The organism is Novosphingobium sp. 63-713, from assembly GCF_001898925.1.
GTDB lineage: Bacteria > Pseudomonadota > Alphaproteobacteria > Sphingomonadales > Sphingomonadaceae > Novosphingobium.
Genome location: NZ_MKVS01000005.1, coordinates 1 through 26,629 on the forward strand (window position 1 = coordinate 1; position 26,629 = coordinate 26,629).

Here is a 26,629-nt window from a genome sequence, read left to right on the forward strand (position 1 = left end):
ACCTTGGGCTATCTCAGCCCTATCGACTTCGAGCGCCAGGCTGGGGTAGCCTAAAGAAGCCTATCTCGGTGTCCATCAAACCGGCAGCAGGCCATATGTGCCTTGCTAGGCGCCTGGTCACCCAAGAACCCGACATGGCCTGCCCCGCGCCTGGTCTGTTTTCCCGACGCGCTCTTCGCCAAAGAGTAAAACATTCGGCGCGCGTGTAACGTCCTGTAACGTCCAACCAACGGTAATGAACTTGCGTCCAGCCGTCTGCTGGAAATACTGGAGGGGTGGATGCCGCCATGGCGGATCCTGCTCCCCCCCCCCCGCATCGGCCATCATCCTCGGCGCCTTCTGGCAGTGCGGCGATGCTGCCCCCAGAGATTTGAGATCACCGTCATGAACTTGCGTCTTTCCGCCCCCTGCGCCGCATCGCGCCTCCTCCTGCTGACAGGTGTCTGCACGATGGCCATCGCGGGCAAGGCATCCGCCGAGGATCAGCGCACGATCATCGTCACCGCATCGCGCAGCGAGATGATGGGCAAGGCCGAAACCGCCAGTCAGGGTTCGATCAGTCAGCAGGAGGTTGCCCTGCGCCCGATCTATCGCGCCGCGCAATTGTTCGAGAGCATCCCCGGCCTTGTCGTCACCACCCATTCGGGCGAGGGCAAGGCGCCCTATTACCTGATCCGGGGTTATGCGCTGGATCATGGCACCGATTTTGCCAATTTCATCGACGACATGCCGGTCAATCGCGGCACCAATGCCCATGGTCAGGGTTATTCCGATCTGGGCTTTCTGATCCCGCAGGTCGTGGCCGGGATCGATTATACGAAAGGCCCCTATTACGCGGGCGTAGGTGATTTCGGCTCGGTGGCGTCCGCACGCACGCGGCTTCTGAATGAAGCCCCCGCGCAAATGGCCGCGACCGTGGGCACCGATGGCTACGAAGAAGTTCAGGGCATGGGTACGCTACGCCTTGGCAAGGACAAGCGGCTGCTGGGCGCATTTCAGATCAGCCATTATGAGGGGCCGTGGCAGCCGGGGCAAAATTTCCGCAAGCTCAACGGTATGCTGCGCTACAGCCAAGGCACCGCCAGAGACGGCTTCACCCTGACCGCCATGGCCTATGCCAGCGAGGGGCGGCTGACCACCGACCAGCCCCAGCGGGCGGTCGAGGCGGGCATCATCAGCCCCTACGGCACGCTGGACCCCAGCGACTACAGCCGCTCGCAACGTTACAGCCTGTCGGGCCATATCGAAAAACCCATCGGTCCGGGGCAATTCTCCGCCAGCCTCTATGCGATCCGTTCGACCATGACGCTGTGGAACAATTTCACCCATTACCTTTATGACCCCGTCAACGGCGACCAGCAGGCCCAGCATGAGGCGCGCACTGTGCTGGGCGGGCGGGCCAGCTATACGCTCAAGGCGCAGGTGCTGGGGCTGGAGACAGAGACGGTATGGGGCGCACAGATCCGCCACGATACCGCGCTGGTCGACCGCCGCCATACGAAGAACCGCGACACGATCCTGTCCAATTGCTTTCAGAAACAGGACGGTAGCGGCATCCTTTACTACAATGCCGTCAACGGCAATTGCAACGCCGACCGGGTGCATATCCTGATGCTCTCACCCCATATGCAGACGACGCTGCGCTGGGCCAGTTGGCTGCGCACGGTGAGCGGCGTCCGGCTGGATTATATGCGGGCCGATGATGTCAGCTATGTCACCGGCACCAGCGGACGCGGCCATCAATATCTGTGGCAACCCAAGGGCAGCCTGATCCTTGGCCCATGGGCGAAGACCGAGTTCTATTTCAGCGCGGGGCGCGGGTTTCACTCCAATGACGTGCGCGGCGTGTTCGGCACAGTGCCCACGCAAGGCGTGCCGCTGGCGGCGGGTGGCACGCCGCTGCTGGCCTCGACCACGGGGATGGAGGTGGGGCTGCGCAGCAACCTTATCCCGCGCGTCAGCCTGCAAATCGCCGCGTTCCAGCAGGATTTCGGGTCGGAACTGCGCTATAACGCCGATACGGGCCAGAACGAGGCGGGCGCCCCCAGCCGCCGTCAGGGCATCGAGATTTCCGCGCAATATCGCCCGGTTCACTGGCTGGAGCTGAACAGCGATCTGGCCTTTGCGCGGCCGCGCTATCGCGGCGCCAATCTGGCGGCCTTTGGCATTGCCCAGCCCTATATCGCGGACGCGCCCAATTTCACCTATTCGGCGGGCGCGCTGGTCAACGGTCTGGGGCCGTGGTCGGGTTCGCTGCAATGGCGGCGACTGGGCACGCATTCGCTGGCCGATGGACAGCTCGACCCGCGCGATGGGGGATACAGCGAGTGGAACATCGACGTCACCTATGCCCTGCGCGGCGGATGGAAGGCGCAGGTCAGCCTGTTCAACATCTTTAACAGCCGAAGCGATTCAGCCACCTATTACTACACCTCCCGTCTGCAGGGCGAAGCAGCCGAGGGCGTCGAGGGTTATCACGCCCATCCGCTTGAGCCGCGCTCGGCCCGGTTTACCATCCGCAAGGAATTTTAAAGCGCGCGCGCAAGAAGTCAGGAAAGGATCGAAGGAATGGCAGATTGGAAATTGTTGGGCATGGCCGCGCTGGTACAGCTGGCCGTGTTGACGCAGGGCGCCGTCAAGCCTGCGCGCAAGGGGCCGGTGGTGGTCTATAGCGAGATGCACGATCACGTTGCGGCCAAGGCGCAGGTTCTATGGGACATCACCAATGCCAAGCTGGACGATGAGGGCAATCCTTCGGCCAAGAAGATGAAACCTGCCGACTGGATCAAGCTGCGCGCCGCCCTGACGGACCTGTCGGCCTCGCTCAACCGGCTGGGCGGGGCCAAGAGTTTTGTGGTGCGCAAGGCCGATCAGCAGATCCTTGACGAACAGACCCCCGGAGGCGCCAAACCGGCCGACATTCAGCGCCACATCGACGCCAATCCCGCCGGCTTCCGCCAATATGCCACCGCCCTTGCCCGCCAGATCGACGGCATCGGCAAGGCCGCCGACCGCCGTGATCTCAAGACCGTCTATGAGGCGGCCGGCGAACTGGATGGTCAGTGCGAGACTTGTCACCAGACCTTCTGGTTCCCCAAGGACGCGCAATAGGCCGCATGCCCGCCCCTCGGCAAGGAAGGCGGCCATCAATGCGCAGTTTCTTGATAGACTTGCGGTCGATCTAGTTGATCGGACTATTGCCTTGCCGCGTTGATCGAGGCGGCTAATCCGCTCGACGCGATGCAGGGCGCGATTGCGCAGAAGTCAGCCGCAAACATTCCTCTTTACAGGTTTGCTCAAAGCATGCCCGCAGCATGGTGATTGCCCCAGACGCTCCATCCCAATGACGTCCACAACCTGACATCTCGATTACGCGAACGGGGTGACACTTCTAAGCATCTCAAGGGGGTAAGAATTGTGTTTGCAGCCTTTCGGCACCACTTTGGTACGGTAATATGCTTCAGAAAAATCGGGCGGAAATTCCGACGAAATACTGCAGATGGGGTTAATAGATATAGTCGATTGGCTATGTATTGACTCCCGAAAGCCATCAGATAGGGTTGAATGCAAGGAGGCCCTTCCAGTTGACAGAGCCTGTTGCAGAAGACTCGTTCCACACCCCGACAGAGCAGATCATGGCCGAGCAATCGGCGCGTTTTCGTGAAGTGCTTGCTACTGACGGTCGAGCCATCAAGCTGATCCAACTGTTCGACTATCTCGTAGCTCGATCATCGGAATCGCGCGCGCCCAAGGAGGTCGAAATCGCGATGTCCGTGTTCGACAAGAGTGCGGATTTCGACACCTCTCAGGATTCCACAGTTCGCGCTTATGTCTATCGACTGCGCCAAAGGTTGGAGGCTTTCAACGCCGGTGCTGGCGGGGCGCGGCTGCACATCCCCAAAGGTGAATACCGGCTCCTGCTGCTTCAGGCGGCCGACGACACAGAGCCCGGTGATACTCCGCCCCCCGCCGCCATGCCCACCTCGGCGGGCGAGCAGCGGGTCGGAATGGCGCTTGGCGCGGCTTTTGTCACAAGCGCCCTTCTGTGGCTGCTGCTATGGGGGTGGAGTGCCGGTCGTACACAACCTGCGGTACCTCCCCTCGCTCAAAGTCAGCTTTGGAAGCCCATCGCGGCTCATCCGCATTCCCCCGTCATCGCCGTCAGCGACTTCTATATGGTGGCCGAAGGCGGCGGCGATGGACAGATCGCTCGCCTTGTGATGCATTCGGGAATCCAGTCGTCGCTCGATCTGGACACCTATCTGGGACAACGTCCACAGCTTTACCCCGCACTGCATGATCGCGACATCTATCGGATTCCATCAAGCGTTGCGATGGCTGCGGTGACCACGTTATCGTTGGCCGGTGATGTGAGGCAGGATCATGCGATGGGCGACATCGTTCCCGTATCGAAAATCTCACAGGACATGATCGATACACGCAATGTCATCTATGTTGCGCCGTTTTCGCAGTTAGGGAAACTTCGTTCACCAATTCTGCCCATCCTGGGTTACGCACCGGGTTCCGACTTTGAAGAAATCAGGGATACGGCGACCGGACAGACATTTCGTGCAAAAACGGACTCAGCCACGACATCAAGCGAGAATCAGGCAGGCACCGCCATGGGCTACGATTATGGCTATGTCGCGAGTTTTCCGGGCCGTGCCGGTAACAGGACGATCGTGATCGCCGGCATCGAGGACGCTGCATTGGCGCAGATAGTGCGCATCGTTGCCGACAAGCGGCAACTCGATGCCATTTCCCGACGTATCGGCCCTGCCGCGGCTTTCGAGGCGCTTTTCCAGTTCCGAACCGTTGGCAATCTGGTGTTTGAGGCCCGCCTGATTAACTCACGGCTGCTGAAAATCACGCCGGGTGGCACAGCGCAGCAATAAAACGATGCTATTCGTCGGGCTTTGTCTTATCCCACATATGTCCTGAATTCAGCGGGCGCGCCACGATCAGGGTGCTGCCATAGGTTTGATCGAACATGGTGCGCACCTGATACAGCGCCTCGAACGCAGACAGGTTGCCGCCCAGTTGGTGGCGGAGACGCTCGATCATGGTCACATCGGTAACAATCTCGGCCATCTGCCGCACCGCAGCATCACCAGTGCCGGAGACAATCACAACCGAATGGCCGGACGGCCCTGGAAAGCTCGCCAGATAGCCGTAGTCTCGTCGCGGAACGGTGCCATCGGTAAGCACATAAGGGCTGTCGGAAGCAAAGCGCCGAGAGGATGCCTTGTCGATAAGGTCAAAGCAATGCGAACCACAGCTAAATCCCGAAGCTTCCATAAGCGGGGTGCGTAAGAGGTTCGACATTTCGTCCAATGTTCCAACATAGACAATATTCGACGCCTGCATCATGGTGGGATCGAGCCTGAACGATGTCGTCGGCTGAATTGTCGATATATGCAAGTACGATGCTATGATACCAACGGAACCCAGAATCTGAGCACTGACCGTATAAAGGCTCTGATCCCTAAGGTTTTCCGAAAGATGCGGGCTGGAAGAGGTATATTTGTAGAATTGGTCTGTTGAATTGATATTGAGGTCGTGAACGATATCATCATCCTTCACGCCGCTTGAAACTTTGGCGAAGGCGAAGTGATCCCCTATCACCAGATAGGTCTTGTGCTTGCTTGCAGCGATAGCGCCCCATAGCGGCGAGCGGACCAGCGGCCGCTCCGGCGCCCATTGATGATCCATGTAAAGCCATGCGACCACCCCATTTATAAGCACCAACGCAGCAATCGCCATCCACAAGAACGGCGCCCGCCGGGGCTGTACGGAAGGGGTTTTCTGATGATCGACCACCTCGACCGGGCCGTCCGGCGTTGTCAACTGAAGCGCATATTCGCCGGGCGGTATGATAAGGCGCCGACCTATGCGCCCCTCATAAAACGCATCCAGTTTCTTGCGCAGGCGGTAAACGCCGACACGTACCCGAGATCCCTGCTGGCCGGTTGTCATCAGGTCGTTGGGAAAGATCTCGGCGGCAATGTCGGTTTCGCGCGGTCGCTGGCCTTCGATCGAGCATTGCAACAGGTAATCAAAAATGCGCAGCAGAGTGTCGGACCGATTGGACGCGATGAACTCTCGAACCTTTTTGCCTTCCGCGATCAGGGCCTGGGCATCTTCGTCGGAAGCATTCATTGCCATCGGCGCCATTCATCCTGCGCCCGCCTCGCCAAGTTCACCAACTTCCAGAGATAGTCCATAGCATTCCGGAACTGCCGACCCAATAGTATCGATGCAGGACAGATGCCTGATATTCCTTCATATGTTGCCATAAATTTGCCCATGCCGACAAACTACCCAGATATGTAGGTTTATCAACCACGCGATCGGTTGCACGCGCAAACATGACAGCTATCGCCATGAGGCGAATCTGCGCCGAACGACCCAGCCTGCTGGTGTGCCGGCTGTCCGGCGAAAGCGGGATCGTTGCCATCCAACTGAGCGGACAGCAACGATGCCGGGATCAACTTACTTTGGCTCGAAGGACACCGTCCCGTCAGGGTTGATCTTTTCGAGGCTGTGATCGCAAACATATTCGGGAATGCGGTACTTGTGGTTGCGCTTGTATCGCCATGTCCAGCGATAAGGCGATTTCAGAAAGGCGGGATCTTCGATCGAGAAATCGACCCGCATCTTGTCAGGCCCAGTGATCTGGTATCGTTCGGTCACCACCATTTGATCGCTGTGCGGGATTTCGAAAAACTGCATCTCCTTTTGCAGTCCTCGGGTGGTGACAACAAGTGTTTTGTTCTCCCAACGGGCGGAGGAAAAGCCATAGAACGTCGGCTCCAGATCGCCCCGCTTGGGAAAGGGCGCGTTCATATAGATCCGCCGGGTCTGCATGTAGAGTTCTGCCAACACCGTGACCTGTCCCGGCGTCTGAAGAATCTGGATCGGGTAGATTGCCTGCATGATCGTTGGCGTGCCTTCCGGCATGCACAGCGTGCTTGAATCCGCAAGCGGCTTGCCTGCATCCAGAGCCGCCTGCCGGTTGGCCCGCAGCGCCTTCCACTCGGCAGCAAAAGGCTCCTTGAGGTTTGGCCCCGGCCGTGGCGGAGGCATGTCCTCGGCCGCACCTGCACCGCCTTCCTCAAATGGGCTTGGGTCTCGCTCCCAGACGCCGGTCAGGTTATGTTCGGCGCTCATGATGGCGTTTTCGGAAACATGCGCAACGGCATGGGCAGGCTTAACCTCCGCGGCGATCGCGGTGGGAGCGGTGAGCAAAATCGAGGCAGACACCATGAGCCGGGATACGTTCTGAATCCGCATATAAGCGGTAGACCTTTCATTGAAGTGATTGTTTCGCCCTGAAGATTTTACCGGAGAGCGGTTACCATGCCTTCAGAACCTTGCCGCCCTGCAAGGTGACGGTCTTTAATGCGCCGCCCGGTCGACCATCACGCATAGGGAAAAACGCCACATCAACTTTATCGCCGGCCTTCAAGGTATCGAACTTCCATCCGCTGTCGCGCATTCCGGAAGGACTGCTGCATTCAAGAGTATAATTTGTGTTTCCGCTCTTGATCACCACGTAGACGTGCGGGTTTGACCACTGAAATTGGACCACGGTCGCGGCTTTGAACTCTACGGTATTATTCTGATTGAACATGGCGAACGAATGGTGAGCCGATGCGGGCTGCACTGCCGCCAGCAAGCCGGCAGCCATGACAGCAATACCGAATTTAACTTTCTTCATCTTGATCTCCATTGTCGCGGCGAGAATTGCGCGGCCGGATCGAACGCTCCGGCGCCTCGCGCCGGGCATCGCTCCGCAGCCGAGCCGTTTCCCCCCAACATCCGCCGACCTGACAGCCGATCTGCCTCGCAGGCTATGTCAGATGCGCACGACGGAGAAAGCGCGAAGCCGTGGTGTAACCGTTTGACCATTGCTTGCTGCTGCAAACTGACCGAAAGACGGGCGTCCTTCCGGTTAACACCATGCGCGGTAGGTAACATTCAACCGGCGTGGGCAAACGTTTCCGAACGGGTTTCAACGCGATTTTTCTATTTACAATCGCGCAACAAAATTCAGAAAAATTCGCTGCACGTTACTCATGGGTAACGATGTCCACCTGAGCCGAAACCAGTTGCGCAGCCTAATTGCAGGCGGCTCCCAACTCTTCCGCTTGCGCCGGCGAGCCAATTTTCAAGCGTTGGATGTTTGACCTCAGAGTCGGCCTGAGCCCATCAAAACCAAAATACTTAACACAGGGAGTAAAAAGAAATTGAGCAGCGATCTCATAGCAGCGACGACTTGTCGTCGATCCAAAGCCATTTCCGCAGCGATATCCACGAGCGGCATTACACCGTTTCGCTCGGTGTTGTTGGCGGGCGCAGCGCTTGCGCTGACCAACAGCGCAGCCGGCGCGCAAACTGCCGACCGGCAGGGCACATCCAATACCATTCTGTCGCAGACTTCGGATATTGTCGTTTCAGCCCGGCGCAAGGATGAAAAGCTGACTGACGTGCCCGCGTCAATCACGGCCCTCTCGTCCGACTACATCAAATCGCAAAATATCCAGAGCTTCTCCGATTACGCCACCCGGGTTCCGAATCTAAGCTTTCAGTATGGTCAGGGCGGCACGCTACAATGGGCAGGTGACCGCCAGACCACGATCCGCGGGGTCGCCGGAGTAGGCACGACATCCTATTATATCAACGATACGCCGGTCCCCTCGTCCGTCAGTCCTTTGACGCTGGACATTGACCGCATGGAGGTACTGAAAGGGCCGCAAGGTACCTTGTTTGGCGCCAGTTCGATGGGCGGCAATCTACGCTTCATCACCAAGAAACCCTCGTTGAGCGAGACCTCAGGTTCTGTCCAAGTCCAGGGCGGAGGCACCAAGGATGCCGGCTTTGATGGACAGGGTAATGCCCAAGCCAATTTCGTGCTGGTGCCCGGCAAACTCGCGCTGGACGTTGCAGCCGGTTACAGGCATGATTCAGGCTTTATTACGCGAACATTCCCCGATGCTTCCGGTCGACTGGTTTCGGTTGGCGGTCAAGGAGGCAATGACGTCTTGGCAGGATCGGCCACAATGCGAGCCAAGCTGACAAATCGCCTGGAGGTCACAGCATCAGTCATCGGCCAATCCGACATCCTGCACGGCTTCCCCGCTGCCTATGTGCCGCTGCCCGGGTATCGCCCCCTCTCTTATGTCTCGAACCGCGATGCCGACGTCCAGGAGTACTCGCATGACAGCTGGGGCCTTGGCTCCCTCGTCCTGAACTATGCTGGTCAGGGCTTCTCGGTGGTGTCCTCGACAAGCTTTTTTATGCGCCGGATCAGGCAGCTGGAAGATGATACCGAAGGCAGCAACCTGTGGCTCGAGCAAAATTTCGGATCGGATTTCGGGCATCCGGTGATCACCGCCTATTCTTTGAATAAGGAACGGCGCTTTACGCATGAAGACCGCATTTCCTTCGACGAGGGCACATTGTTGCCGCACTTGTCAGGAATCGCAGGTGTTTATTACCAGCACCAGTATTCCAGTGCAGATGTTCCGGTAAACCATGTTCCGGCATTAGCAGCCGCTGGTTTCGAGCCGGATTGGTTTGGGGCTAACCTGGGCATCACCCGCTCCAATGACTATGCAATATTTGGCGAAATTTACTACGAAATAATTCCAAAATTGACAGCTACTTTAGGAATTCGTAAATATTGGAACAAAACAAGCGGCGACGCGTCAATGAATACCGGCATACTCTTTGACGTAAATGGTCAGTATAGCCCTGCCGTTAGTGACAAGCAAAGCGGTTGGGTTCCCAAGGCCGTGCTTTCGTACAAGGTTGGAGACCACGGAAATGTCTATGTTTCCGCATCAAAGGGGTTCCGTCCTGGTGGCAGCACGGCGCTGCTGCCTGATATTTGCAATGCAGACCTGGCCAATCTCGGACTCGATAGCGCCAAGGTCAGGCAGTACCGGTCCGACACGCTCTGGAATTATGAGATTGGTGCGAAGAGTCGCTTTGCCGGAGGCCGGATCAATGCTTCCGCGGCGGCATTCCAGATCGACTGGAGCAATATCCAGCAATCCACGATCCTTCCGACCTGTTTGTTGTCCATCACCACGAACGCCGGTAAGGCACGAATACGCGGCGGTGAACTGGAGATTTCCGGCCGACCGATTGCCTCCATTCCATTCTCGATCCAGGCCGGCCTGGGGTACACCAATGGCGTCCTGCTCCAGCCCGGCGTGTTGCCGATGCCTGCGAACAGCCCATTGCCGCAAATGCCGAAATGGAGCGCGACCGTATCTGGCTATTACGAAAACCAGATCAACAATACGTTCACGTTCTTTGCTGCTGCCGACTACAGTTACTCTAGCAGTACAAAGGTGCCCAATGGTGCCGGTGGCTTCTATACGCGTCAGCCGATCAGCATGATCAATGGCAATATGGGACTGAGCTTCGGCCGGTCGCAGGTTATGGTTTTCGTGAAGAACCTGCTGGATAAGCGGCTCAACTACGGCGATCAGCCCGCCTCCAGCTTCGACCGGCAAGAACTGCTTGCCGACGGAACATACCAACGCCTGCCGCGGGCGGTCGTCAGCCGCCCGCGGCAGATCGGCATCCAGTATCAGCTTGATTTTTGATTTCATGGACAGCGGCAGGACATTCCCCGCCGCTGTCAAAACCGGTTGCTCCAGGAGAAGCACATATGTCGGCGCGACGATCTTTCATAAAGCAGGTGCTGGCAGCAGCGGTGACGGCGGGGCAAGCTGTGTGGGCGCGCGGCGCGCTTGCCCAAGGGCCTAATACCGGTGAAGGCCGCATTTCCGGCCTCAAGCTGCGCGATGCGACGATTTTTCGCCTGCCCGGCATGGGCGACGGCTATAAAATGACATGGGGAGCCGATGGCCAACAGTTCATAGTGCAGAACGATGGCATTGGTTTCACGACGAAACCCCGAAGGTTCTACAAACGCTCGCTTTGGAAACTGGATGGACACCCCCCTGCTCTCACGGTGGACGAAGTACGGGGCTACCCGGCTGTCGATCACGTGGCAGGGCCGGAAGATGTTCCTCATTACCACGGCCACGGTCTGCTGGCGGTGCATGGCCGGATCTATCAATCACTTGGCGCGCTGGACCGGGCACAGGGCCGTCTGCGTCACTGGAATGCGGCCAAGTTGATCTACTCCGATGACGGTGGCCGCATATGGCGCAATCAGGATGGCAGCACGCCTGTTCGCGACGAGAACTGGGCAGAGCAATCTCGCTCCCGGCTTGCCTTCTACGACGAGCCGGACGGCTGTTTCTCTCTGTTGAGTTTTCTGCAAATGGGGCAGGACTATCGCGCCAATCGTGACGGCTACATCTACGTGTACAGCCCTAATGGAAACACCGACGGGTTGATGAATCAACTGATGATGTTCCGCGTCCCGATCGCACAGATACTGGAGCGAACCTCCTATGAATTCTACGCGGGTCGTACGGCCGAAGGCGCCCCGGTCTGGCGCCCGGAGATCGAGGCACGTCAGCCTGTCCACATCTTTCCCGAGGGCTGGGTCAATCGCACCAGTCTTTTTGAAGGCGATATCGTGGTTGAAACCTGGTTGCCAAGCGTTGTCTGGAACGAACCGCTTGGAGTTTACATGATGGTCAGCGCCGGTACCGGCTGTGCGTCCGATGGAACCGAGTTCGCACGGCCCGGCTATCTGGGCTTCTGGGTTTCAGACACCCCTTGGGGACCGTGGCGGCGTGTTCATGAGGATCGCGCGTGGGCTCCGGGTGGAAACACCGATGCGCGGCCCTATTCGCCCCAAATCGCGCCGCAATGGCTCGCGCCTGACGGCAAGTCGCTATGGCTGGTATGGGCCGATCTCCAAGGCATCAGGAGCCTCAGCGATCCTGCGCCAGTCGGCTCGTCGGCACAGGAACCTGACCTTGAGCCGCAAGGCCCTTTGGCCGAAGCGGAAATGATGCGCCAGGCGATGCCGCTGCTCAGACTCAACGCGCAACGCATTGATTTGATTTTCAGTACATGCCGGATGCAATGAGAACAGGAGTGTATCGCGGCCAAATAGGAACATTTGATGGTTTGGTAAACGGAGCAAAGCTCCCGGATCTCCGGGCGTGATCGCACGTAAATTGCGATCAATCCTTAAACGATACCAGCGCCAAAATTCAAACGGTCAATACGCGACAGCCATCGCATGGACAGCAAGAGCGCCACGAAAGCCAGCCCGGTTGCAAGCCCGATCCAAATGCCGACACCAGCCAGCGGCGTGCGCGTAGAAAGGAGGTATCCGGTTCCCATCCCTACCAGCCAATAGCCCAACACCGCCACCGTCATAGGATAGCGCGTGTCATGCAGCCCTCTGAGCAAACCCGCATTTACCGCCTGTGTGGTGTCCATCAATTGGAACACCCCAGCAATGTAAATAAATTTGGTGGCAAGCAGCACGACCTCACCGTTTCGCGGGTCATGCAGATCCAGGAAAAGCGCGATGAGGTTGCGCGGCAGTGCTGCCAGCGTCAGCGCGGATGTCATCGCAAAGGCAAGGGCAAAACCAAGCGCGATCCATCCGGCTCTTCTGATGGCCATTGCATCCCTGCGGCCATAGGCGATCCCGACCCTAACCGTTGACGCCTGGCTGATGCCCAGCGGGACCATGAAGCACAGCCCCGCAATTTGATTGGCAATGGCATGGGCCGCCAGTGAGGGACGTCCAATTGTTCCCATGAGAAAGGCAGACGCGTTGAACACCGTCACTTCCATGGCAAATGTAACGGCGATAGGCGCACCAAGCCGAAGCATAGTAAGGAGCCGCGGCCAATCCGCAGCCCAGAAGCGGCCAAAAACGTGAAAGCGTTGAAACTGACGATCTCGTACAATGACCGTCACCAAAGTAAGCAACATGGCCAGCGCTGTCAGGCTGCTCGCCAGTCCCGCGCCGAAAAGGCCAAGGCGGGGCAGGCCCAGATGCCCCAATATCAGGCACCAGCCGAGCAGAAAATTGACGGGCAGCGCGGCAACAGTGATGATCACGCCCCAAAGCGGACGTTCCATTGCGCCCAGAAAATGCCGGAGCCCATAGAACCACAGATAGGGCAACAGTGCCCATTGCAGGCCCCGCAGAAGCATCTGAGCCTGGCCTGCAAGGACCGCATCCTGCCCCAGCGCCAGAAGGATTGTGGCTGCGTGCCACAGGGCAATCCATATTGGCACGCAAAAACCGGCCGTGATCCACATTCCCTGACGGACCGTGCGCCGTATTTCCCTCACCGAATACTTGTTCTGCCCTCGCTCGCGGGCAATCATCGGGGAAATCGCAGTCGCCAGCCCCATTCCGAAAATTTGAAAAGCATTATACAGATTCGTCGCCAGCGCACCCGAAGCAACCGCGTCAGAACCCAGATGGCCGATCAGAAAAAGATTGCCTGCCGCAATCAGAGACCATGCCAGATTGCCAATGATGAATGGCGCCGCAAGGCTGAAAAGCGCCCTAGCCTCCGATATGACTGGTTCAGAACGCCAGACAATCCGCATACTTTCTGTCCCTCCGATTGCCAACCGAACGCGATCAAGCCATGGATTGGAGCGACGCGGGTTCAATGAAGAAGCCGTGTCGGCAAGGCGGAGCGATTGGCGGGGGTCGGCAGCGCGATCGGAAAGCATGGCGACCTGCCGGTCTGAATGATTATCAGGCAGTGGCAACAGAATTACCTTGCGACGGCCATTCCTTGCTCAGCATCGCATATTGGAACGTATTTTCGAAAATTGGCTGACCATCCGCGTCGTCGATAAAGGATGCAAACTCCAGAAACAGGCCTTCGCGCCGCATCCCCAAACGCTCGCATAGGCGCTGCGATCCGACGTTGTCGTCTTCGACATAAGCGTAGATACGGCGAACACCTTGGCTGGAAAAAAGGTTGTCGATCAAAGCCCGGGATGCTTCGAAGGCGAACCCCGCGCCCGTATGATCGGGATTGAAGTGCCAACCTATCGAAACTGTATCGCCCTCCCGCTTCATAAACAGGTCCCCGATCAGTTGCCCAGTATCCTGACGGCAGACAGCGACATAATCCCCGGCCGCGGCACGAACGCGTGCTTCGGCCTCTGCGGCAATCTCGTCGGCCACCGCCATGGAAGCGAAACAGGAAACACGCGGCTTGTGCAGATAGGCAAAGAGTGCCGGACCATCGCCCTCGCGGAACTGACGAAGTGTTAGCCTGTCAGTTGTGGCAACAATCATCCGGTTTCCTCTTTTCCCCGTTGCCGTCGAGAATGGTCCAAGGCCGGCGTTTTGCTATGGAACCGCTTGCCAGAGAACAAAGCGCAGGCCACAAAGTCTCAGCAATGTTACCCTATTTGCTACGGCTCGATCAGCATACGCGGGGAACCTAGCTCCGCCACTTCCCTTCGGTTATCGAGGGCAAAAGCAAAATGCTCGACCGCCCGCAACAGCATATCCTCGGTTTTGTCGACCAGCGAAGGTCCGGCCTCGCTGTAGATCCAGTCTGCTTCGGTCACCACGGTGGATTGCACGATGTGGCGCGCCGCCATGGACTGCAACACCGGGCGAAGGGAATAGTCGAGCGCCAGCGCATGAGCCAGGCTGCCTGCCGTTGCGACGGGCAACACGGCCTTACCGGCCAAGCCAAATTGCGGAAGAATATCGAGCGCCAGTTTGACGATCCCGGCAAAAGACGCCTTGTAAATCGGAGTCGCCACCACCACGCCGTGAGCTTCATCCACCAGACGCAGCATTCTTTTGACGCCGGGATCGGAAAGGTCGAACCTTGCCAGCGCCTGACAGTCGATCTCTGCCAGACGGACGATCTCGGCTTCAATATCCGAGCGAGCCATTTGCGAGGCGATCCATGCCACCAACAGGCTGGTTTTTGAGGACCCACCTCCTCCAGCGAGGATCACGACCTTTTTGCTCATTCTCAATCCTGTACGATTTCAAAGGGGAATAATGCCCGCGTTTTCCGCCATCCCATCGGACGGCGGAAAACGCAGGTCCGGCTTACATCTTCCAGCCGAAGGTCACGCCCATCCAGCGCGGGCGGGCAAAGGTGGCCTGCGCCGAACCCAACGAAAGGCTGTTATCCAGATCATAGACCCGGAAACGCTTGTTGGTGACATTGTTGACAAAGGCGGTGATCGACCAATGGCCCAGCGTATAGCCGATGCGGGCATTGCCCATCACATGCGACTTTTCCAGATCGATGGGCGCGTTGAAGGTTGAGAAGTAGAAATCGCCATCATAGCGCCAGTCAGTGCTAAGGCTGACTTCCCCCTTGCCCAGAGCGAAAGAATAGCTGCCGTTCCAGCCCGCGCTCCAGCGGGGAGCCTGAGGCATGACGCGATCCGTCACCCGGCCCGAGGGCAGCGCGACATTGTTGATCTTGGTGTCAAGATAGGTGGCAAAGGCGCCCAGACGCATGCCCGAAATCGGGCGCACCGCGACCTCCATTTCCGCGCCCGTGATCTGGGCAGGCAGATTGGTGATGACCGCCGTCAGCCCTTGAATGATAAAGGCCTGATAATTGCTGTACTTATAATGGAAGAGCGAAGCGTTGACATCCAGCTTGCGGTTGAGCGTCGAGATCTTGAACCCGCCCTCGTAATTGGTCAGAACTTCCTGACGATAAGGGATGGTGTTGTTCAGATAATTGCCGTTCGCATCCTGAATAAGGAAGTTGGGAATGTCGAAGCCGCCGCTCTTGGTGCCCCGGTTGATGCCTGCATAGAACAGCACGTCCTTCATCGGGCGATATTCAAGCCCGGCCTTGCCCGACCAGTTGCGATAATATTGCACAGCCAGCGGATTGTTGCCGGGATTGAACCTGTCATCCACGCCGTTCAGGGTGACGACGCCGGTGGTGTAGCCATAATCGCCGACCACAGAGTGGAAATAATCGTCCTTCTTGCGATCCCAACTGTAACGGCCGCCCAGAGTCAGGGTGAGCTTATCGGTCACCTTATAGTCAAACTGACCAAAGGGCGCAAAACTGAGCGTTTTCTGCGGCCCGCCTGCCTGCAGGCGACCGACGAGAAAGCCCGGAATCTGGCCGTCAATCGTGGCGCGCGCATCGGCATCAATCACCAGACCATAGATGCCCGCCACCCAGTTCAGGCGATCGGTCTTGCCCGACAGGCGGAATTCCTGTGACGCCTGCCACTGGGTCTGATCCTGATAATAGTCAAAGACGCTTTGCGGCGTCATGTCGGTGTCTTCGCCGTAATGCTTGGTCACGTGCTGATAATCGGTGATCGACACGAACTGGATATTATCGTTGAGCGGCTGTTCATAACGCGCCGAAACGCTCCAGAACGTGCGGCGGAAACGCGGCACGTTGTTAAACGACTGCACAAAGGGCGATGGATTGGTGTTGATATAGCCCAGATTGTCCGGCTGTCCCGGATTGGGCACGCCCAAACCATCGGCATTGGGCTGCGCGGCCAGCCATGTATAGGGCGCGCTGGTTTCACTGCGGTTCTGCAGATATTGCACCTTGACGCGCAGGAGGCCGCTTGCCCCCACGTCGCCTTCGATCTGGCCGCGCGCGCCAAAGAAATGGCGGCTGCCCACATTGGCGCCGGAAAGGTTCTGGATATAGCCGCCGTAATCGTCACTGGTCACGGCCAGACGGGCGCGAACACGGTCGGACAGCGGACCGCTGATAAAGGCATCGACGCCCACTTCGCCATAGTCGCCAAGGGTGAGCGAGGCGGCAGCCTCCAGTTTCTTGGTCGGCTTGGCGGTGATATATTGCACTAGGCCGCCCGTGGCGTTGCGGCCAAACAGCGTGCCTTGCGGACCGCGCAGCACCTCGATGCGTTCAAGGTCGAAATTCTGACCGCTGATGGCGGAGAGCGCCGCGCCGTAAACTTCGTCATTGTAGAAGGCGATCGGGGCTTCCTGACTGTCGGCAAAATCGTTCTGCGACACGCCGCGAATGTTGAAGATCACCGAACTGGGGCTGAACTGCTGGACCTGAAAACTGGGCAGGCGGGTGACAAGCGCGGTGGCGTCCTGATGCCCCACGGCCTTCATCTCATCAGCGCCCAGCGCGGCAATAGAAAGCGGAACATCGCGCAGGCTTTGCTGGCGCTTCTGCGCGGTCACCACGATTTCGCCGGCCATAGGCGCGGCCCCCGCATCAGCCGAAGGGGCCGCCGCATTATCGGCCGCCTGCGCGGATGTAGCAAGCAGGATGGCCATGGCGGAACCAAGGATAAGATCCCGTTTGAGGCTTTGGCGGTGGTTAGTCATGGTCTCCCTTTCATCAACACAGAGCCCGCAGCATTGCATGCAGCGAGGTTTCACCTGCGAGTCTGTCCCCTCGTTTATCCGAGAGCAACGATTTGCACTTAATATTGACTATTGTTTCGTAAATGCAACTGAAAAATTTCGCCACCGCACTTTGACGTAATGCACGCCAAACATCCCGGAAATTCGGTCGCTTGAATTTACATATATCATTGTATTTATGTTGTTTTTGTCAAAAATAAATGGTTGCACTCATGCAACAGTATGCGCCTATTGACGTATTTGATTGCATTATGGCAACCTTAGAACGCCACAATGAGCGACAGTGATTCGAGAGGAGTCAAAAATGTCCGCCAGCCTATCGAAAGAGGAGAGTTCCATGGGTGCATCGCACACTTTGGCGCAGGATCTGGTGAAGCGTGCCGCCGACATGATCCCGGTGCTGCGCGAACGCGAAGCCGAGACGCGCCGTAACGGTCAGGTCAGCGATCAGACCATTCAGGAATTTGTGGACGCCGGCTTTTACAGAGTGCTCCAGCCCAAGGCCTATGGCGGCTATGAATTGTCGCCCAAGGTCTATGTCGACATCGCCCGCCAGCTTGCGCTGGGCTGCATGGCCAGCGCCTGGGTCTATGGCGTGGTGGCGGTGCATAACTGGCAAATGGCGCTGTTCGATGATCGCGCGGCCCAGGATGTCTGGGGCGCGGACAATTCGGTGCGGATCAGCTCGTCCTACATGCCGGTGGGCAAGGTGGAACGGGTCGAGGGCGGCTATCGCCTGAGCGGGCGCTGGGCCTTTTCCAGCGGTTCGCATCATTGCGATTGGGTCATTCTGGGCGCCAATGTGCCCCGTGAGGATGGCGCGCCGGGCGTTGAGCCCTATAATTTCCTGATCCCGCGCGCCGATTATCAGATCCTGAAGAATTGGGATGTGATGGGCCTGCAAGGTACGGGCAGCAACGATATTCTCGTCGAGGGCGCTTTCGTGCCCGAACATCGCGTGATCCGCGAATTTGACATGTTCCGCATGGAATGCCCCGGTCATGCGGTCAACAAGAGTGCGCTTTATCGCATCCCCTTTGCGCAGGTGTTCAACCGCACCGTTTCGACCACTTCACTCAGCACCCTGCAACGCGCGCTCGACACCTTTATCGAGGCCACGCGGGAGAAGCGCACCACCTACACAGGCCAGCGCATCGCGGGCGACAGCGCCATTCAGGAAACCATCGCCGAGGTGAAGCTGACGCTGGATGATCTGGACATGCGCCTCAATCGCGATCTGGCCGAAATGGTCGATCGCGCAGAGCGCAATGACTGGCCGCTGGAGCGCCGCGCCGAACTGGGGGCCTCCACCACCTCGACCGTCAGCCGCTGCGTCACCGCCATTGACAAGCTGATGCTCTACAGCGGCGGCAAGGCGATCTATCGCGGCAATCTGGTCCAGAACGCCTTTCTCGATATTCACACGGCGCGCGCGCATGTGGCGAACAATCCCGTGCCCTATTTCCGCAATCTGGGGGCCATGTCTTTCGGCTTCCCGAACGATTGCCTCGATCTTTGAACCAGCCTTGCGGGGCGCGAACAATCGCGCCCCGCCAATAATCCACCCTGAGGGGGCGCCACATCTGCGGCGCCCCTTTTTTGCGCTTAATAGGCCTGCGTCAGGGCGATACCGCCGCCCACACTGGCGGCCGGACCTTCGCGCACTTCCGAGGCGACGAAATCGACAAAGGCGCGGACCTTGGAAAGCATGTAGCTTCCCTTGGGAAAGAGCAGATGGAGCGAGATTGTTTCGGTCACCAGATCGGGCAGCAGCACCTCCAACCTTCCGGCATCAATGTCATCGGCCACCAGAAAGCGCGGCATATAGCTGACGCCCAGATCCTGAAGCGAGGCCTCGCGCGCCATGCGCACCGAGTTCGATGTCAAAGGCCCGCGCCCGATCGCCACGGTCGTATCCTTGGAAAGCCGCCATTCGCCCAATTGCGACAGGTGGGTTTCGGAAATGCAGACATGCTCTTTAAGATCGCCGGCCGCCTTGGGCCGCCCCTCGCGGTCGAGATAGGCCGGCGAAGCCACCAGCACCATCGGATATTCGCGCAGCAGCACCGAATCAAGATTGGCGTCATAAGGCTCGCCAATCCAGAACGAGACATCGAATCTGCCCTTGAGCAAATCTGCCCGGCTGTCGGAAAGGTTGATGAACAGGCGAATATCGGAATAGGCCTGCAAAAAGCGCGGGATGATCTTGGTCAGGTCGAACAGCGAGGAAACCACCGGCGCATTGACCTTGAGATCGCCGCGCGGCTTTTGCTGCATCCCGGTCATCACGCGATTGGCTTCGTTCACCTCGTCCACAATCCGGGCGCAGCGCGCATACATTTCGCGCCCCACCGGGGTCAGCGTCACCGTTCGCGTGTTGCGCTCGAGCAGCTTCATGCCGACGCTGGTCTCAAGCCGCGAAATCTGTCGGCTCACGGCCGCCTTTGAATAGCCCAGCGAAGTTGCCGCCGCCGAAAAACTGCCGGTGCTCACCACTTCGGCAAAAGACATCATGGCGATGACGTTGTTGGTTTCAAGCTTGTCGTCCATCGGTCCAGATTCCTCTCTTCTGCCTTCGAGTCAAGCTGATGCCGCATGTCGCGCAGGAAACAAAGCGCTTGTTTCGGCCCCATAGCTCACCGGAGGTAAACAGTGATAGGCTCCCGGGCACTAATGTTTACCCTTGACAACAAACTTAGGCTATTTACTGTGACTGTTGCAGATAATAATCCCTTCTCCCACGCAGGACCGAAGGGGGAGAAACCCAACGGGCAACCTTTCGGCTTGCCTGTCCCAGCCAATAGGACATGACATGACCCTGGATATTCAGCGCGCCGGAACGATCGACCAGCAAAGCCTGTTCCATCCCTTCACCTCCATTGCCGATCTTAAGGCCGATGGTCCCACGATCATGGCATCGGGCAAGGGCGTGCGCATCACCGACATTCACGGTCAGGAATATCTGGACGGCATGGCGGGCCTGTGGTGCGTCAATCTGGGCTATGGCCGCGAGGAAATCTCAGCGGCGATGGATGCGCAAAGCCGCCGTCTTTCCTTCTTCCATGCGTTCAACGGCATGTCGATCGATGTGGCCGTCGAATGCGCCGAAGAACTGCTCAAGCGCGCGCCCGTCCCCATGTCGCGCGTGTTCTTTGGCGCATCGGGCAGCGACGGCAACGAAACCCAGGCCAAGCTGATCTGGTATTACAACCAGCTGCGCGGCAAGCCTGAGAAGAAGAAGCTGATCTGCCGCTGGAATTCCTATCACGGCTCGGCGGTGCTGACGGCCAGCATGACCGGCCTGCCCGGCATGCATTCGCCCTTCCTGCTGCCGATGGGGCCGATTGTACACACCAGCGCGCCCTATTACTATCGCAAGGCCCCCGAAGGCATGAGCGAGCGTGAATTCTCGCGCCATCTGGCCAAGGAACTGGAGGAACTGATCGAGCGCGAAGGCGCGGACACGATCGGCGCCTTCTTTGCCGAAGCGGTGATGGGCGCAGGCGGCCTGATCCCACCGCCTGAAGGCTATTTCGAGGAAATCGTGCCGATCCTGCGCCGCAATGACATCCTTCTGGTCATGGATGAAGTGGTGTCCGGCTATGGTCGCCTCGGCACCTATTGGGGGGCGCAGACCTATAATGTCGAGCCCGACCTCATCACCTCGGCCAAGGGCGTGACCAGCGGCTACTTCCCGATGTCGGCATGCTTCATCTCGCCCAAGGTCTGGGATGTGATCGAAAGCAATGCGGCAACCGCCGGCCTGTTCGGCCATGGCTTTACCTATTCTGCGCATCCGGTGGGGGCAGCGGCGGCGCTGGCCTCGCTGCGCCTGATCGACGAGGAGAACATCCTTGCCAATGTTCAGCAGCAGAGCGACTATCTGTTTGCCCAAATGCGCGCCACCATCGGCGATCATCGCGCCGTGGGCGATATTCGCGGCAAGGGGCTGATGGTCGGCATCGAACTGGTCAAGGATCGCGCCACCAAGGAAATCCTGCCCATGGCCGACCGCACCGGGCGCCAGGTGCTCAAGGCGGCCGCCGCACGCGGCCTGATCACCCGCGCCTTGGGCGACACGCTGGTGTTCGCGCCGCCGCTGGTCATCAACCGGGCCGAAGTGGACGAACTGGTCGACAAGTTCGCGGCCGCCGTAAACGACGTATTGCCCGCCTGATAGCGGCTCATTCACACTGGCCAAGCGACACTGGCGCTGATTTTTCCCGATAAGAACTGGGCCTTGCCATGGATCATGTTTCTACCATCGATGGACAGGCCCAATTGGGCCGCCATGCCGAACGGCTCAGCCCTGCGGGTCTGATCAGCGCCATTGTCATTGGTTTTGTAGGGGCGTTGTTTGTCTATGCTACGCCAGGCATTCTGGGCCTGATTGCCGCGCAATCGGGCGTGGATGACGAGCATCTGGGCTATATCGCCTCGTGGAACCTTAACGCCATGGCCGCCGCCATCGCCGTCAGCACGCTTTTGCTGACGCGGCTCTCATGGCGTCTGGCTATGGGGCTGGCGCTGCTGCTGATCGCCGGGGGAGATATGGTGACGGGCCTTGCCCATTCCTACGGCGCGATGGCCGGCGCACGCGCAATCACGGGCGCGGGCGAAGGCATGGCTATCGGCTTTTCCTTTGCCGCGCTGGGCCGCGCGCGCAATCCTGACCGCGCCTTCGCCTATTATCTGGTGGTGAGCGGCATTGCCGCGGCGATCCTCCTCTTCGCCCTGCCCGCGCTTCAGGAGCGTTATGCGCCTTCGGCCATTTTCATGGCCAGCGTGGCACTGACCGCCTTGACCGCGTTGGGCATCGTCGCCTTTCCGGAAGGCCAGAAGGACGAGGCCCATTTCGACCTTTCCGGCAAGGTGGACTGGCGCAAGACATTGTTCGGTCTGGCCGCCGTGCTTTTCGTGTTTTTCGCAATCAGCGCCGTCTGGTCCTATGCCGAGCGGATTGGCCATGCCTCCGGCCTTGGTGCGCAGACCGTGGCCAATGGCCTGTCACTGGGCATGGTGGGCGGCATTCTGGGCGCTTTGGCGGCGGCGGCCTTGCCGCAAGGCTGGGGACGCGTCGGGCCGATCCTGATCGGCGGTGTGATTGCGATTGCCGGGTTTGAACTGCTCAATGGCCATGTCGGCGCCGCTGCGTTTGAATTGGGCAATTTTCTGATCTGGGGCGGGTGGAATTTTGCCCAGCCCCTGCTTTCAGGCCTCTGCGCCGATGCCGACAGCCGGGGCCGCGTGGTTTGCGCGATGGGCGCGGTGCAGACTTTCGGCATGGGGCTTGGCCCTGCGGTCGTGGCCCCCACGGTGGCGGGTGGCTCGTTTGGCGTGGCGATCACCATGGCCTCGGTCACGATGCTGATGGGCATCGGCTGCGTGGCGGCGGAACAGATGCTGGGGCGGAGCAAAAAGGCATGAGCGACACACCTTTCGACCGTGGTCTGGCCATTCGGCGCGAGGTTCTGGGCGCCGATTATGTCGATGCGGCCATGGCCTCGGCGGATGAATTCATGCGCCCGATGCAGGAGCTTTCCACCGCCTATTGCTGGGGCGAGGTCTGGTCGCGCCCCGGATTGGCGCGGCGGGATCGCAGCCTGATCAACATTGCGATGATCGCCTGCCTCAACCGGCCGCAGGAGTTTCGCCTGCATATTCGTGCCGCTCTCAACAACGGACTGACGCGCGAGGAAATTCGCGAGGTTCTGTTGCAGGTGGCGGTCTATGCCGGCGTGCCCGCTGGAATCGCCTCATTCCACATGGCCAAAGAGGTCTTTGCCGAGATGGACACCGCGCCGGCATAAGACGAGAGGCCGGGGTGCATGCCCCGGCCCCGGTCCATCAAACGCTGTGCAGGCTGATAGGTAACGATTTGACGCCATGGACATGGTTGCTGCGCAGCCGGTCCATCGGCCCCTCCCTCTCGATCCGCGCCACGCGCAGGGCCATTTCCTCCAGCAGGATGCGGATCTGCAACTGGGCCACATGATTGCCCAGACAGTAATGCGGGCCGCCTTTGCCAAAACCCATATGCGGATTTTGCACCCGGTCGATAATGAAACGGTCGGGCTGGTCGAAATAGGCTTCGTCCCGGTTGCCAGAGATGAAATACATCGCCACCTTGTCGCCCGCGCGGATATTGGCGCCCATCAATTGGGCATCGCGCATGGCGACGCGGCGCACGAAAAACACCGGGCTGGCCCAGCGCACGATCTCGCTGGTGGCCAGACGAGGATTGAGCGCATCGGCGCGAAAGCGCGCCCATTCGCCCGGATTGTCGGCCAGAGCGGCCAGCCCATGCGAAATCGAATGGCGCGTGGTTTCATTGCCCGCCACCACCAGCATCAGGAAATAATTGCAGAATTCATTGTCGGTCAGCGGACGGCCATCGACCGTGGCATTGGCCAGAACCGAGACGACATCATGTTGCGGCGATGCCCTGCGCGCCTGGGCCAATTCGCGCCCCATGGCAAAAGCATCGAGCGAGGCCGGATGGCCAAAGGGCAGCATCCGCCGCTCCTCCTCGGGGAAATGGGCATAGGCCGGGTCAACGAAATCGGGGTCATCTGAACCGATCAGCAGATCGCTCCAGCGGATCATGTCCTCCTGCCGCTGCATGGGCACGCCCAGCAGCGAGCACAGGGTCGAGATGGGCAATTGCTTCGACAAAAGCGAGACGGCATCGAACGGCCCGGCATCGATCAGCCCTTCGAGCAGGCTGATCGCCTTGGCGCGGATCGCGGCTTCCAGATGGGCGATGCCCTTGGGCGAAAAGCCGGAAAAAGTGATTTTGCGCATCGCCCCATGTTGCGGCGCATCCATTTCCAGCAAAGTGCGGCGGGCATCATTCTGCTCGCTGTCGAAATCGTCCAGACTGATCACGCCATGGCGCGAAGAATAGGTTTCGGTGTCGGCGGAAACGGCCATGATCGCCTCATGGCTGGCCACGGCCCAGAAGCCCTTGTGCCCATCATGGCGCTCATTCCATGCCACGGGGGCCTCGCGCCGCATCCGGGCAAATTCCTCATAAGGCACAGCCTTGTGCCAGACCCCGGCGTCGGACAGGTCAAGCCCTGTGGTGGGGCCTTTGGTGGGGATCGTATCTTGCGCCGTCATGCCATCTCTCCCTTGTGATCGCGCGCGGCAAGGCGGGCGCGGATAAAACCGATGATCCAATGCGCCGCCAATGCGGCATCCAGCGCGCCCGGCAGGCTGTCGATGGCGGCCTGCGCGGCGGCGGGGCCAATGTCGTGATAGTGGTGGCGATAGATTTCGGCGGCCTGCGCGCGGGTCATTTCCGGGTGCGCCTGAATGGTCAGGACATTGGCGCCGATGGTGGTGATCGCCAGCGGGCAATGGTCGTCTGCGGCCAGTACCGTCGTATCCGGCGCAGGTTCCACCACCTGATCGCGGTGCAGGGCGATCATGCGCAGCCCCTCGGCGCTTTGGGCGGCGATGTCAGGCGGCAACCATTCGGGCATGGTTTGGGTGGCATAGGCATGAATGCCCACACCCCAGTTTTCATGCAGCCCTACCCGCCCGCCCAGCGCGGCGTGCAGATGCTGATGCCCATAACAGATGCCCACCACCGGGCGCAGGGCAACCGCCTTGCGCACGAAGCGGGTCAGGGCCTGCTGCCATGGCTTGTCCTCATAGACGCTCGCCGGGCTGCCGGTCAGCAGCCATGCATCGCACAGGCGCGGATCCTCCGGCAACTCGCCCTCAATGGCGGCATAGACGCGGAAGGCGCAATCATCACCGGCCTGAGCCAGAAGCGGGGGGAGCCAGTCGGCAAAACCGCCATGTTCGGGCAGCCAGCGCTCAAGATTGTGTCCGCATTCCAGAATTCCTATCGTGATCATACGCTTATCCCAATTCAAAGAAGCGACGGCGTTCGTCGATCAGCGTCTTGCCCGCGAATTGGGCGAGCTGTGCCCGGCGCGTGGCGCAATAGGTTTCGACGAAACGCTCGCTCAGCCATTCGCGGGCAAAACTCGAGCCTTCGAGCGCCATGATCGCGGCCTCCATCCCATCGGGCAGAGGAACGGCATTGGCGGGCGGCGCGGCATAGCCATTGCCGATGGTCTGCTCGCCCGGTTCGATCCGGCCCGCAATCCCCGCCAGCCCCGCCGCAATGGAGGCGGCCGCCACCAGTTGCGGATTGGCATCGGCGCAGGGCAGCCGGTTTTCCACCCGGATCGAACCCGGCCCATGGCCCACCACGCGCAGGCATGTGGTGCGGTTTTCGATGCCCCATGTAAAAGCGGGCGGCGCGAAAGTGCCGGGGGCAAAGCGGCGCCAACTGTTGACCGTGGGTGCGAACAACAGCATCACCTCGGGCAGGAAACGCTGCAACCCGCCAATGAAATGGCGGAAGGTATCCGACATGCGGTCGGGCCGGGCCGCGTCCCAGAACAGGGGCGCGCCCTCACCATCCAGCAGCGAGAGATGCAGATGCGAGGACTGGCTGTCCGCATCAAGCGACCAGCGCGGCATGAAACAGGCCGTCTGCCCCCGCCGCATGGCCAGAACTTTGAGAAAATTTTTGAACAGCACGGCCTGATCGGCGGTGGCATCCGCCCGGCCCGGACCGACGCAGGCTTCCATGAAACCGCCGCCGATTTCCTCATGCATCTTGCCGAGGCGGATGCCGAGGGTCTGGGCCATATCGGCCACCTGACCATAGAATTCGGACTGAAACGCCTGATAGATCAACAGGTCATGGCTGGCATGGGCGGTGGCCGTGGTCAGATCCTCGAAACCCTTTTCGGCAAGGCTGGCCGGGGTTTCATCGAACAGGGTGAATTCCAGTTCGAAACCGATGCGGGGCTGCATGCCCATTTGCGCGCCGCGCGCCAGCACCTTTGCCAGCAGGCTGCGCGGACAGAACCGGGCCGCATCGCCGGTGAATTGCGCGAAATAGAGGCCGCTGTCGCAGGACTGTTCAAACGGCATCGTGACGCGACTGGCGCGGTCCACGGCCAGCTGGCTGTCATGGAAATCGGCGCTGTCATCGGTGACGCCCGGCATGTCGAGAAAAACATCGGTGGGATCGAGCGCGAGCTGCGCAGGCGACATGCCCACCCCGTTTTCCAGAATGCCGGGCAAATCCTCGGCCGCCAGCTTTTGCCCGCGCAGCAAACCGTTGGTGTCCACCACCGCCACGGTCACAAAACGATCACCCGGTGCAACTGTCATGGATTTCCCCTTTTCGGTGATCGACGGCCGCTTGGCGCCATCCTGCGCGGGGCCGGTCACCTTTGTTCTGAATGAGGAAAACCTATCATTCGCCCTGCCGATTTATTGATATTTTCATGCAGAAATTTGATA

At 59.3% G+C, this 26,629-nt stretch carries 20 protein-coding genes; 9 read left to right on the forward strand and 11 right to left on the reverse strand.

Going from position 1 to position 26,629, the window contains the following annotated elements; translation table 11 throughout:
- Nucleotides 1-384 precede the first annotated feature (384 nt).
- From BGP00_RS01160 to BGP00_RS01170, 3 genes are all read left to right on the forward strand, one after another.
- Nucleotides 385-2,532 (forward strand): TonB-dependent receptor plug domain-containing protein, encoded by a 2,148-nt coding sequence (locus BGP00_RS01160; RefSeq protein ID WP_292925676.1) that lies wholly within the window; start codon nucleotides 385-387, stop codon nucleotides 2,530-2,532.
- A 36-nt stretch (nucleotides 2,533-2,568) separates the two neighbouring features.
- The gene (locus tag BGP00_RS01165; RefSeq protein ID WP_292924354.1) at nucleotides 2,569-3,111 is read left to right on the forward strand and encodes a cytochrome c; all 543 of its coding nucleotides are present in this window, start codon (nucleotides 2,569-2,571) and stop codon (nucleotides 3,109-3,111) included.
- A 473-nt stretch (nucleotides 3,112-3,584) separates the two neighbouring features.
- A complete protein-coding gene (locus BGP00_RS01170; protein WP_292925677.1) occupies nucleotides 3,585-4,895 on the forward strand; it encodes a hypothetical protein in 1,311 nt (436 codons plus the stop codon).
- A 7-nt stretch (nucleotides 4,896-4,902) separates the two neighbouring features.
- Here the strand turns inward: BGP00_RS01170 and BGP00_RS01175 are convergent, their stop codons facing one another.
- From BGP00_RS01175 to BGP00_RS01185, 3 genes are all read right to left on the reverse strand, one after another.
- Nucleotides 4,903-6,174 carry a hypothetical protein gene (locus tag BGP00_RS01175; RefSeq protein WP_292924350.1) on the reverse strand — a complete coding sequence of 424 codons (1,272 nt, stop codon included), beginning with the start codon at nucleotides 6,172-6,174 and terminating at the stop codon, nucleotides 4,903-4,905.
- A gap of 318 nt (nucleotides 6,175-6,492) precedes the next feature.
- Nucleotides 6,493-7,293, reverse strand: coding sequence for a hypothetical protein (locus tag BGP00_RS01180; RefSeq protein ID WP_292924348.1), 801 nt, complete (start codon nucleotides 7,291-7,293; stop codon nucleotides 6,493-6,495).
- 61 nt (nucleotides 7,294-7,354) lie between these two features.
- On the reverse strand, nucleotides 7,355-7,720 hold the full coding sequence (locus BGP00_RS01185; protein ID WP_292924346.1) for a DUF6152 family protein: 366 nt from the start codon (nucleotides 7,718-7,720) through the stop codon (nucleotides 7,355-7,357).
- Nucleotides 7,721-8,249: 529 nt separating this feature from the next.
- On the opposite strand from BGP00_RS01185, the gene BGP00_RS01190 reads away from it, so the two are divergent.
- Nucleotides 8,250-10,619, forward strand: a complete 2,370-nt coding sequence (locus BGP00_RS01190) for a TonB-dependent receptor (RefSeq protein ID WP_292924344.1) — start codon at nucleotides 8,250-8,252, stop codon at nucleotides 10,617-10,619.
- 65 nt (nucleotides 10,620-10,684) lie between these two features.
- Complete coding sequence (locus tag BGP00_RS01195; protein ID WP_292924343.1) at nucleotides 10,685-12,025, forward strand: hypothetical protein; 1,341 nt, start codon at nucleotides 10,685-10,687, stop codon at nucleotides 12,023-12,025.
- A gap of 104 nt (nucleotides 12,026-12,129) precedes the next feature.
- On the opposite strand, the gene BGP00_RS01200 is transcribed toward BGP00_RS01195, so the two are convergent.
- The 4 genes from BGP00_RS01200 to BGP00_RS01215 form a co-directional block, all read right to left on the reverse strand.
- Nucleotides 12,130-13,518: an MATE family efflux transporter gene (locus BGP00_RS01200; RefSeq protein ID WP_292924358.1), complete on the reverse strand. Its 1,389-nt coding sequence runs from the start codon at nucleotides 13,516-13,518 to the stop codon at nucleotides 12,130-12,132.
- A gap of 154 nt (nucleotides 13,519-13,672) precedes the next feature.
- Nucleotides 13,673-14,224 (reverse strand): GNAT family protein, encoded by a 552-nt coding sequence (locus BGP00_RS01205; RefSeq protein WP_292924342.1) that lies wholly within the window; start codon nucleotides 14,222-14,224, stop codon nucleotides 13,673-13,675.
- 119 nt (nucleotides 14,225-14,343) lie between these two features.
- Nucleotides 14,344-14,919, reverse strand: a complete 576-nt coding sequence (locus tag BGP00_RS01210; protein WP_292924341.1) for an NAD(P)H-dependent oxidoreductase — start codon at nucleotides 14,917-14,919, stop codon at nucleotides 14,344-14,346.
- 82 nt (nucleotides 14,920-15,001) lie between these two features.
- Nucleotides 15,002-17,254 carry a TonB-dependent receptor gene (locus BGP00_RS01215; RefSeq protein WP_292924340.1) on the reverse strand — a complete coding sequence of 751 codons (2,253 nt, stop codon included), beginning with the start codon at nucleotides 17,252-17,254 and terminating at the stop codon, nucleotides 15,002-15,004.
- Nucleotides 17,255-17,630: 376 nt separating this feature from the next.
- Between BGP00_RS01215 and BGP00_RS01220 the strand changes: the two genes are divergently transcribed.
- The gene (locus tag BGP00_RS01220) at nucleotides 17,631-18,812 is read left to right on the forward strand and encodes an acyl-CoA dehydrogenase family protein (RefSeq protein ID WP_292924339.1); all 1,182 of its coding nucleotides are present in this window, start codon (nucleotides 17,631-17,633) and stop codon (nucleotides 18,810-18,812) included.
- Nucleotides 18,813-18,898: 86 nt separating this feature from the next.
- Here the strand turns inward: BGP00_RS01220 and BGP00_RS01225 are convergent, their stop codons facing one another.
- Nucleotides 18,899-19,843 (reverse strand): LysR family transcriptional regulator, encoded by a 945-nt coding sequence (locus BGP00_RS01225; RefSeq protein WP_292924338.1) that lies wholly within the window; start codon nucleotides 19,841-19,843, stop codon nucleotides 18,899-18,901.
- 262 nt (nucleotides 19,844-20,105) lie between these two features.
- Here BGP00_RS01225 and BGP00_RS01230 point away from each other — a divergent pair, with 262 nt between their 5' ends.
- From BGP00_RS01230 to BGP00_RS01240, 3 genes are all read left to right on the forward strand, one after another.
- Entirely contained in the window at nucleotides 20,106-21,470 is a 1,365-nt protein-coding gene (locus tag BGP00_RS01230; protein ID WP_292924337.1) for an aminotransferase, read from the forward strand.
- Nucleotides 21,471-21,538: 68 nt separating this feature from the next.
- Entirely contained in the window at nucleotides 21,539-22,720 is a 1,182-nt protein-coding gene (locus BGP00_RS01235) for an MFS transporter (protein WP_292924336.1), read from the forward strand.
- Nucleotides 22,717-23,103: a carboxymuconolactone decarboxylase family protein gene (locus tag BGP00_RS01240; protein WP_292924335.1), complete on the forward strand. Its 387-nt coding sequence runs from the start codon at nucleotides 22,717-22,719 to the stop codon at nucleotides 23,101-23,103. The genes BGP00_RS01235 and BGP00_RS01240 overlap by 4 nt, the downstream gene beginning before the upstream one ends.
- Before the next feature lie 37 nt (nucleotides 23,104-23,140).
- Here the strand turns inward: BGP00_RS01240 and BGP00_RS01245 are convergent, their stop codons facing one another.
- Genes BGP00_RS01245 through BGP00_RS01255 form a run of 3 tightly spaced genes read right to left on the reverse strand, consistent with a single transcriptional unit; the run spans nucleotide 23,141 to nucleotide 26,497 of the window.
- Nucleotides 23,141-24,415, reverse strand: coding sequence for a cytochrome P450 (locus tag BGP00_RS01245; RefSeq protein ID WP_292924334.1), 1,275 nt, complete (start codon nucleotides 24,413-24,415; stop codon nucleotides 23,141-23,143).
- Entirely contained in the window at nucleotides 24,412-25,161 is a 750-nt protein-coding gene (locus tag BGP00_RS01250) for a hypothetical protein (protein ID WP_292924333.1), read from the reverse strand. Before BGP00_RS01250 ends, BGP00_RS01245 begins: the two co-directional genes overlap by 4 nt.
- Before the next feature lie 4 nt (nucleotides 25,162-25,165).
- Nucleotides 25,166-26,497, reverse strand: a complete 1,332-nt coding sequence (locus BGP00_RS01255; RefSeq protein ID WP_292925678.1) for a glutamine synthetase family protein — start codon at nucleotides 26,495-26,497, stop codon at nucleotides 25,166-25,168.
- Between the last annotated feature and the right edge of the window lie 132 nt (nucleotides 26,498-26,629).

What these genes read in the sequence shown, in the direction of transcription:
- BGP00_RS01245 (WP_292924334.1), bottom strand. Translation starts at nt 24,415, where the DNA reads ATGACGGCGCAAGATACGATCCCCACCAAAGGCCCCACCACAGGGCTT.
- BGP00_RS01230 (WP_292924337.1), top strand. Translation starts at nt 20,106, where the DNA reads ATGACCCTGGATATTCAGCGCGCCGGAACGATCGACCAGCAAAGCCTG.
- BGP00_RS01220 (WP_292924339.1), top strand. Translation starts at nt 17,631, where the DNA reads ATGGGTGCATCGCACACTTTGGCGCAGGATCTGGTGAAGCGTGCCGCC.
- BGP00_RS01235 (WP_292924336.1), top strand. Translation starts at nt 21,539, where the DNA reads ATGGATCATGTTTCTACCATCGATGGACAGGCCCAATTGGGCCGCCAT.
- BGP00_RS01240 (WP_292924335.1), top strand. Translation starts at nt 22,717, where the DNA reads ATGAGCGACACACCTTTCGACCGTGGTCTGGCCATTCGGCGCGAGGTT.
- BGP00_RS01210 (WP_292924341.1), bottom strand. Translation starts at nt 14,919, where the DNA reads ATGAGCAAAAAGGTCGTGATCCTCGCTGGAGGAGGTGGGTCCTCAAAA.
- BGP00_RS01165 (WP_292924354.1), top strand. Translation starts at nt 2,569, where the DNA reads ATGGCAGATTGGAAATTGTTGGGCATGGCCGCGCTGGTACAGCTGGCC.
- BGP00_RS01205 (WP_292924342.1), bottom strand. Translation starts at nt 14,224, where the DNA reads ATGATTGTTGCCACAACTGACAGGCTAACACTTCGTCAGTTCCGCGAG.
- BGP00_RS01185 (WP_292924346.1), bottom strand. Translation starts at nt 7,720, where the DNA reads ATGAAGAAAGTTAAATTCGGTATTGCTGTCATGGCTGCCGGCTTGCTG.
- BGP00_RS01160 (WP_292925676.1), top strand. Translation starts at nt 385, where the DNA reads ATGAACTTGCGTCTTTCCGCCCCCTGCGCCGCATCGCGCCTCCTCCTG.
- BGP00_RS01200 (WP_292924358.1), bottom strand. Translation starts at nt 13,518, where the DNA reads ATGCGGATTGTCTGGCGTTCTGAACCAGTCATATCGGAGGCTAGGGCG.
- BGP00_RS01180 (WP_292924348.1), bottom strand. Translation starts at nt 7,293, where the DNA reads ATGCGGATTCAGAACGTATCCCGGCTCATGGTGTCTGCCTCGATTTTG.
- BGP00_RS01250 (WP_292924333.1), bottom strand. Translation starts at nt 25,161, where the DNA reads ATGATCACGATAGGAATTCTGGAATGCGGACACAATCTTGAGCGCTGG.
- BGP00_RS01225 (WP_292924338.1), bottom strand. Translation starts at nt 19,843, where the DNA reads ATGGACGACAAGCTTGAAACCAACAACGTCATCGCCATGATGTCTTTT.
- BGP00_RS01255 (WP_292925678.1), bottom strand. Translation starts at nt 26,497, where the DNA reads ATGACAGTTGCACCGGGTGATCGTTTTGTGACCGTGGCGGTGGTGGAC.
- BGP00_RS01195 (WP_292924343.1), top strand. Translation starts at nt 10,685, where the DNA reads ATGTCGGCGCGACGATCTTTCATAAAGCAGGTGCTGGCAGCAGCGGTG.
- BGP00_RS01175 (WP_292924350.1), bottom strand. Translation starts at nt 6,174, where the DNA reads ATGGCGCCGATGGCAATGAATGCTTCCGACGAAGATGCCCAGGCCCTG.
- BGP00_RS01215 (WP_292924340.1), bottom strand. Translation starts at nt 17,254, where the DNA reads ATGACTAACCACCGCCAAAGCCTCAAACGGGATCTTATCCTTGGTTCC.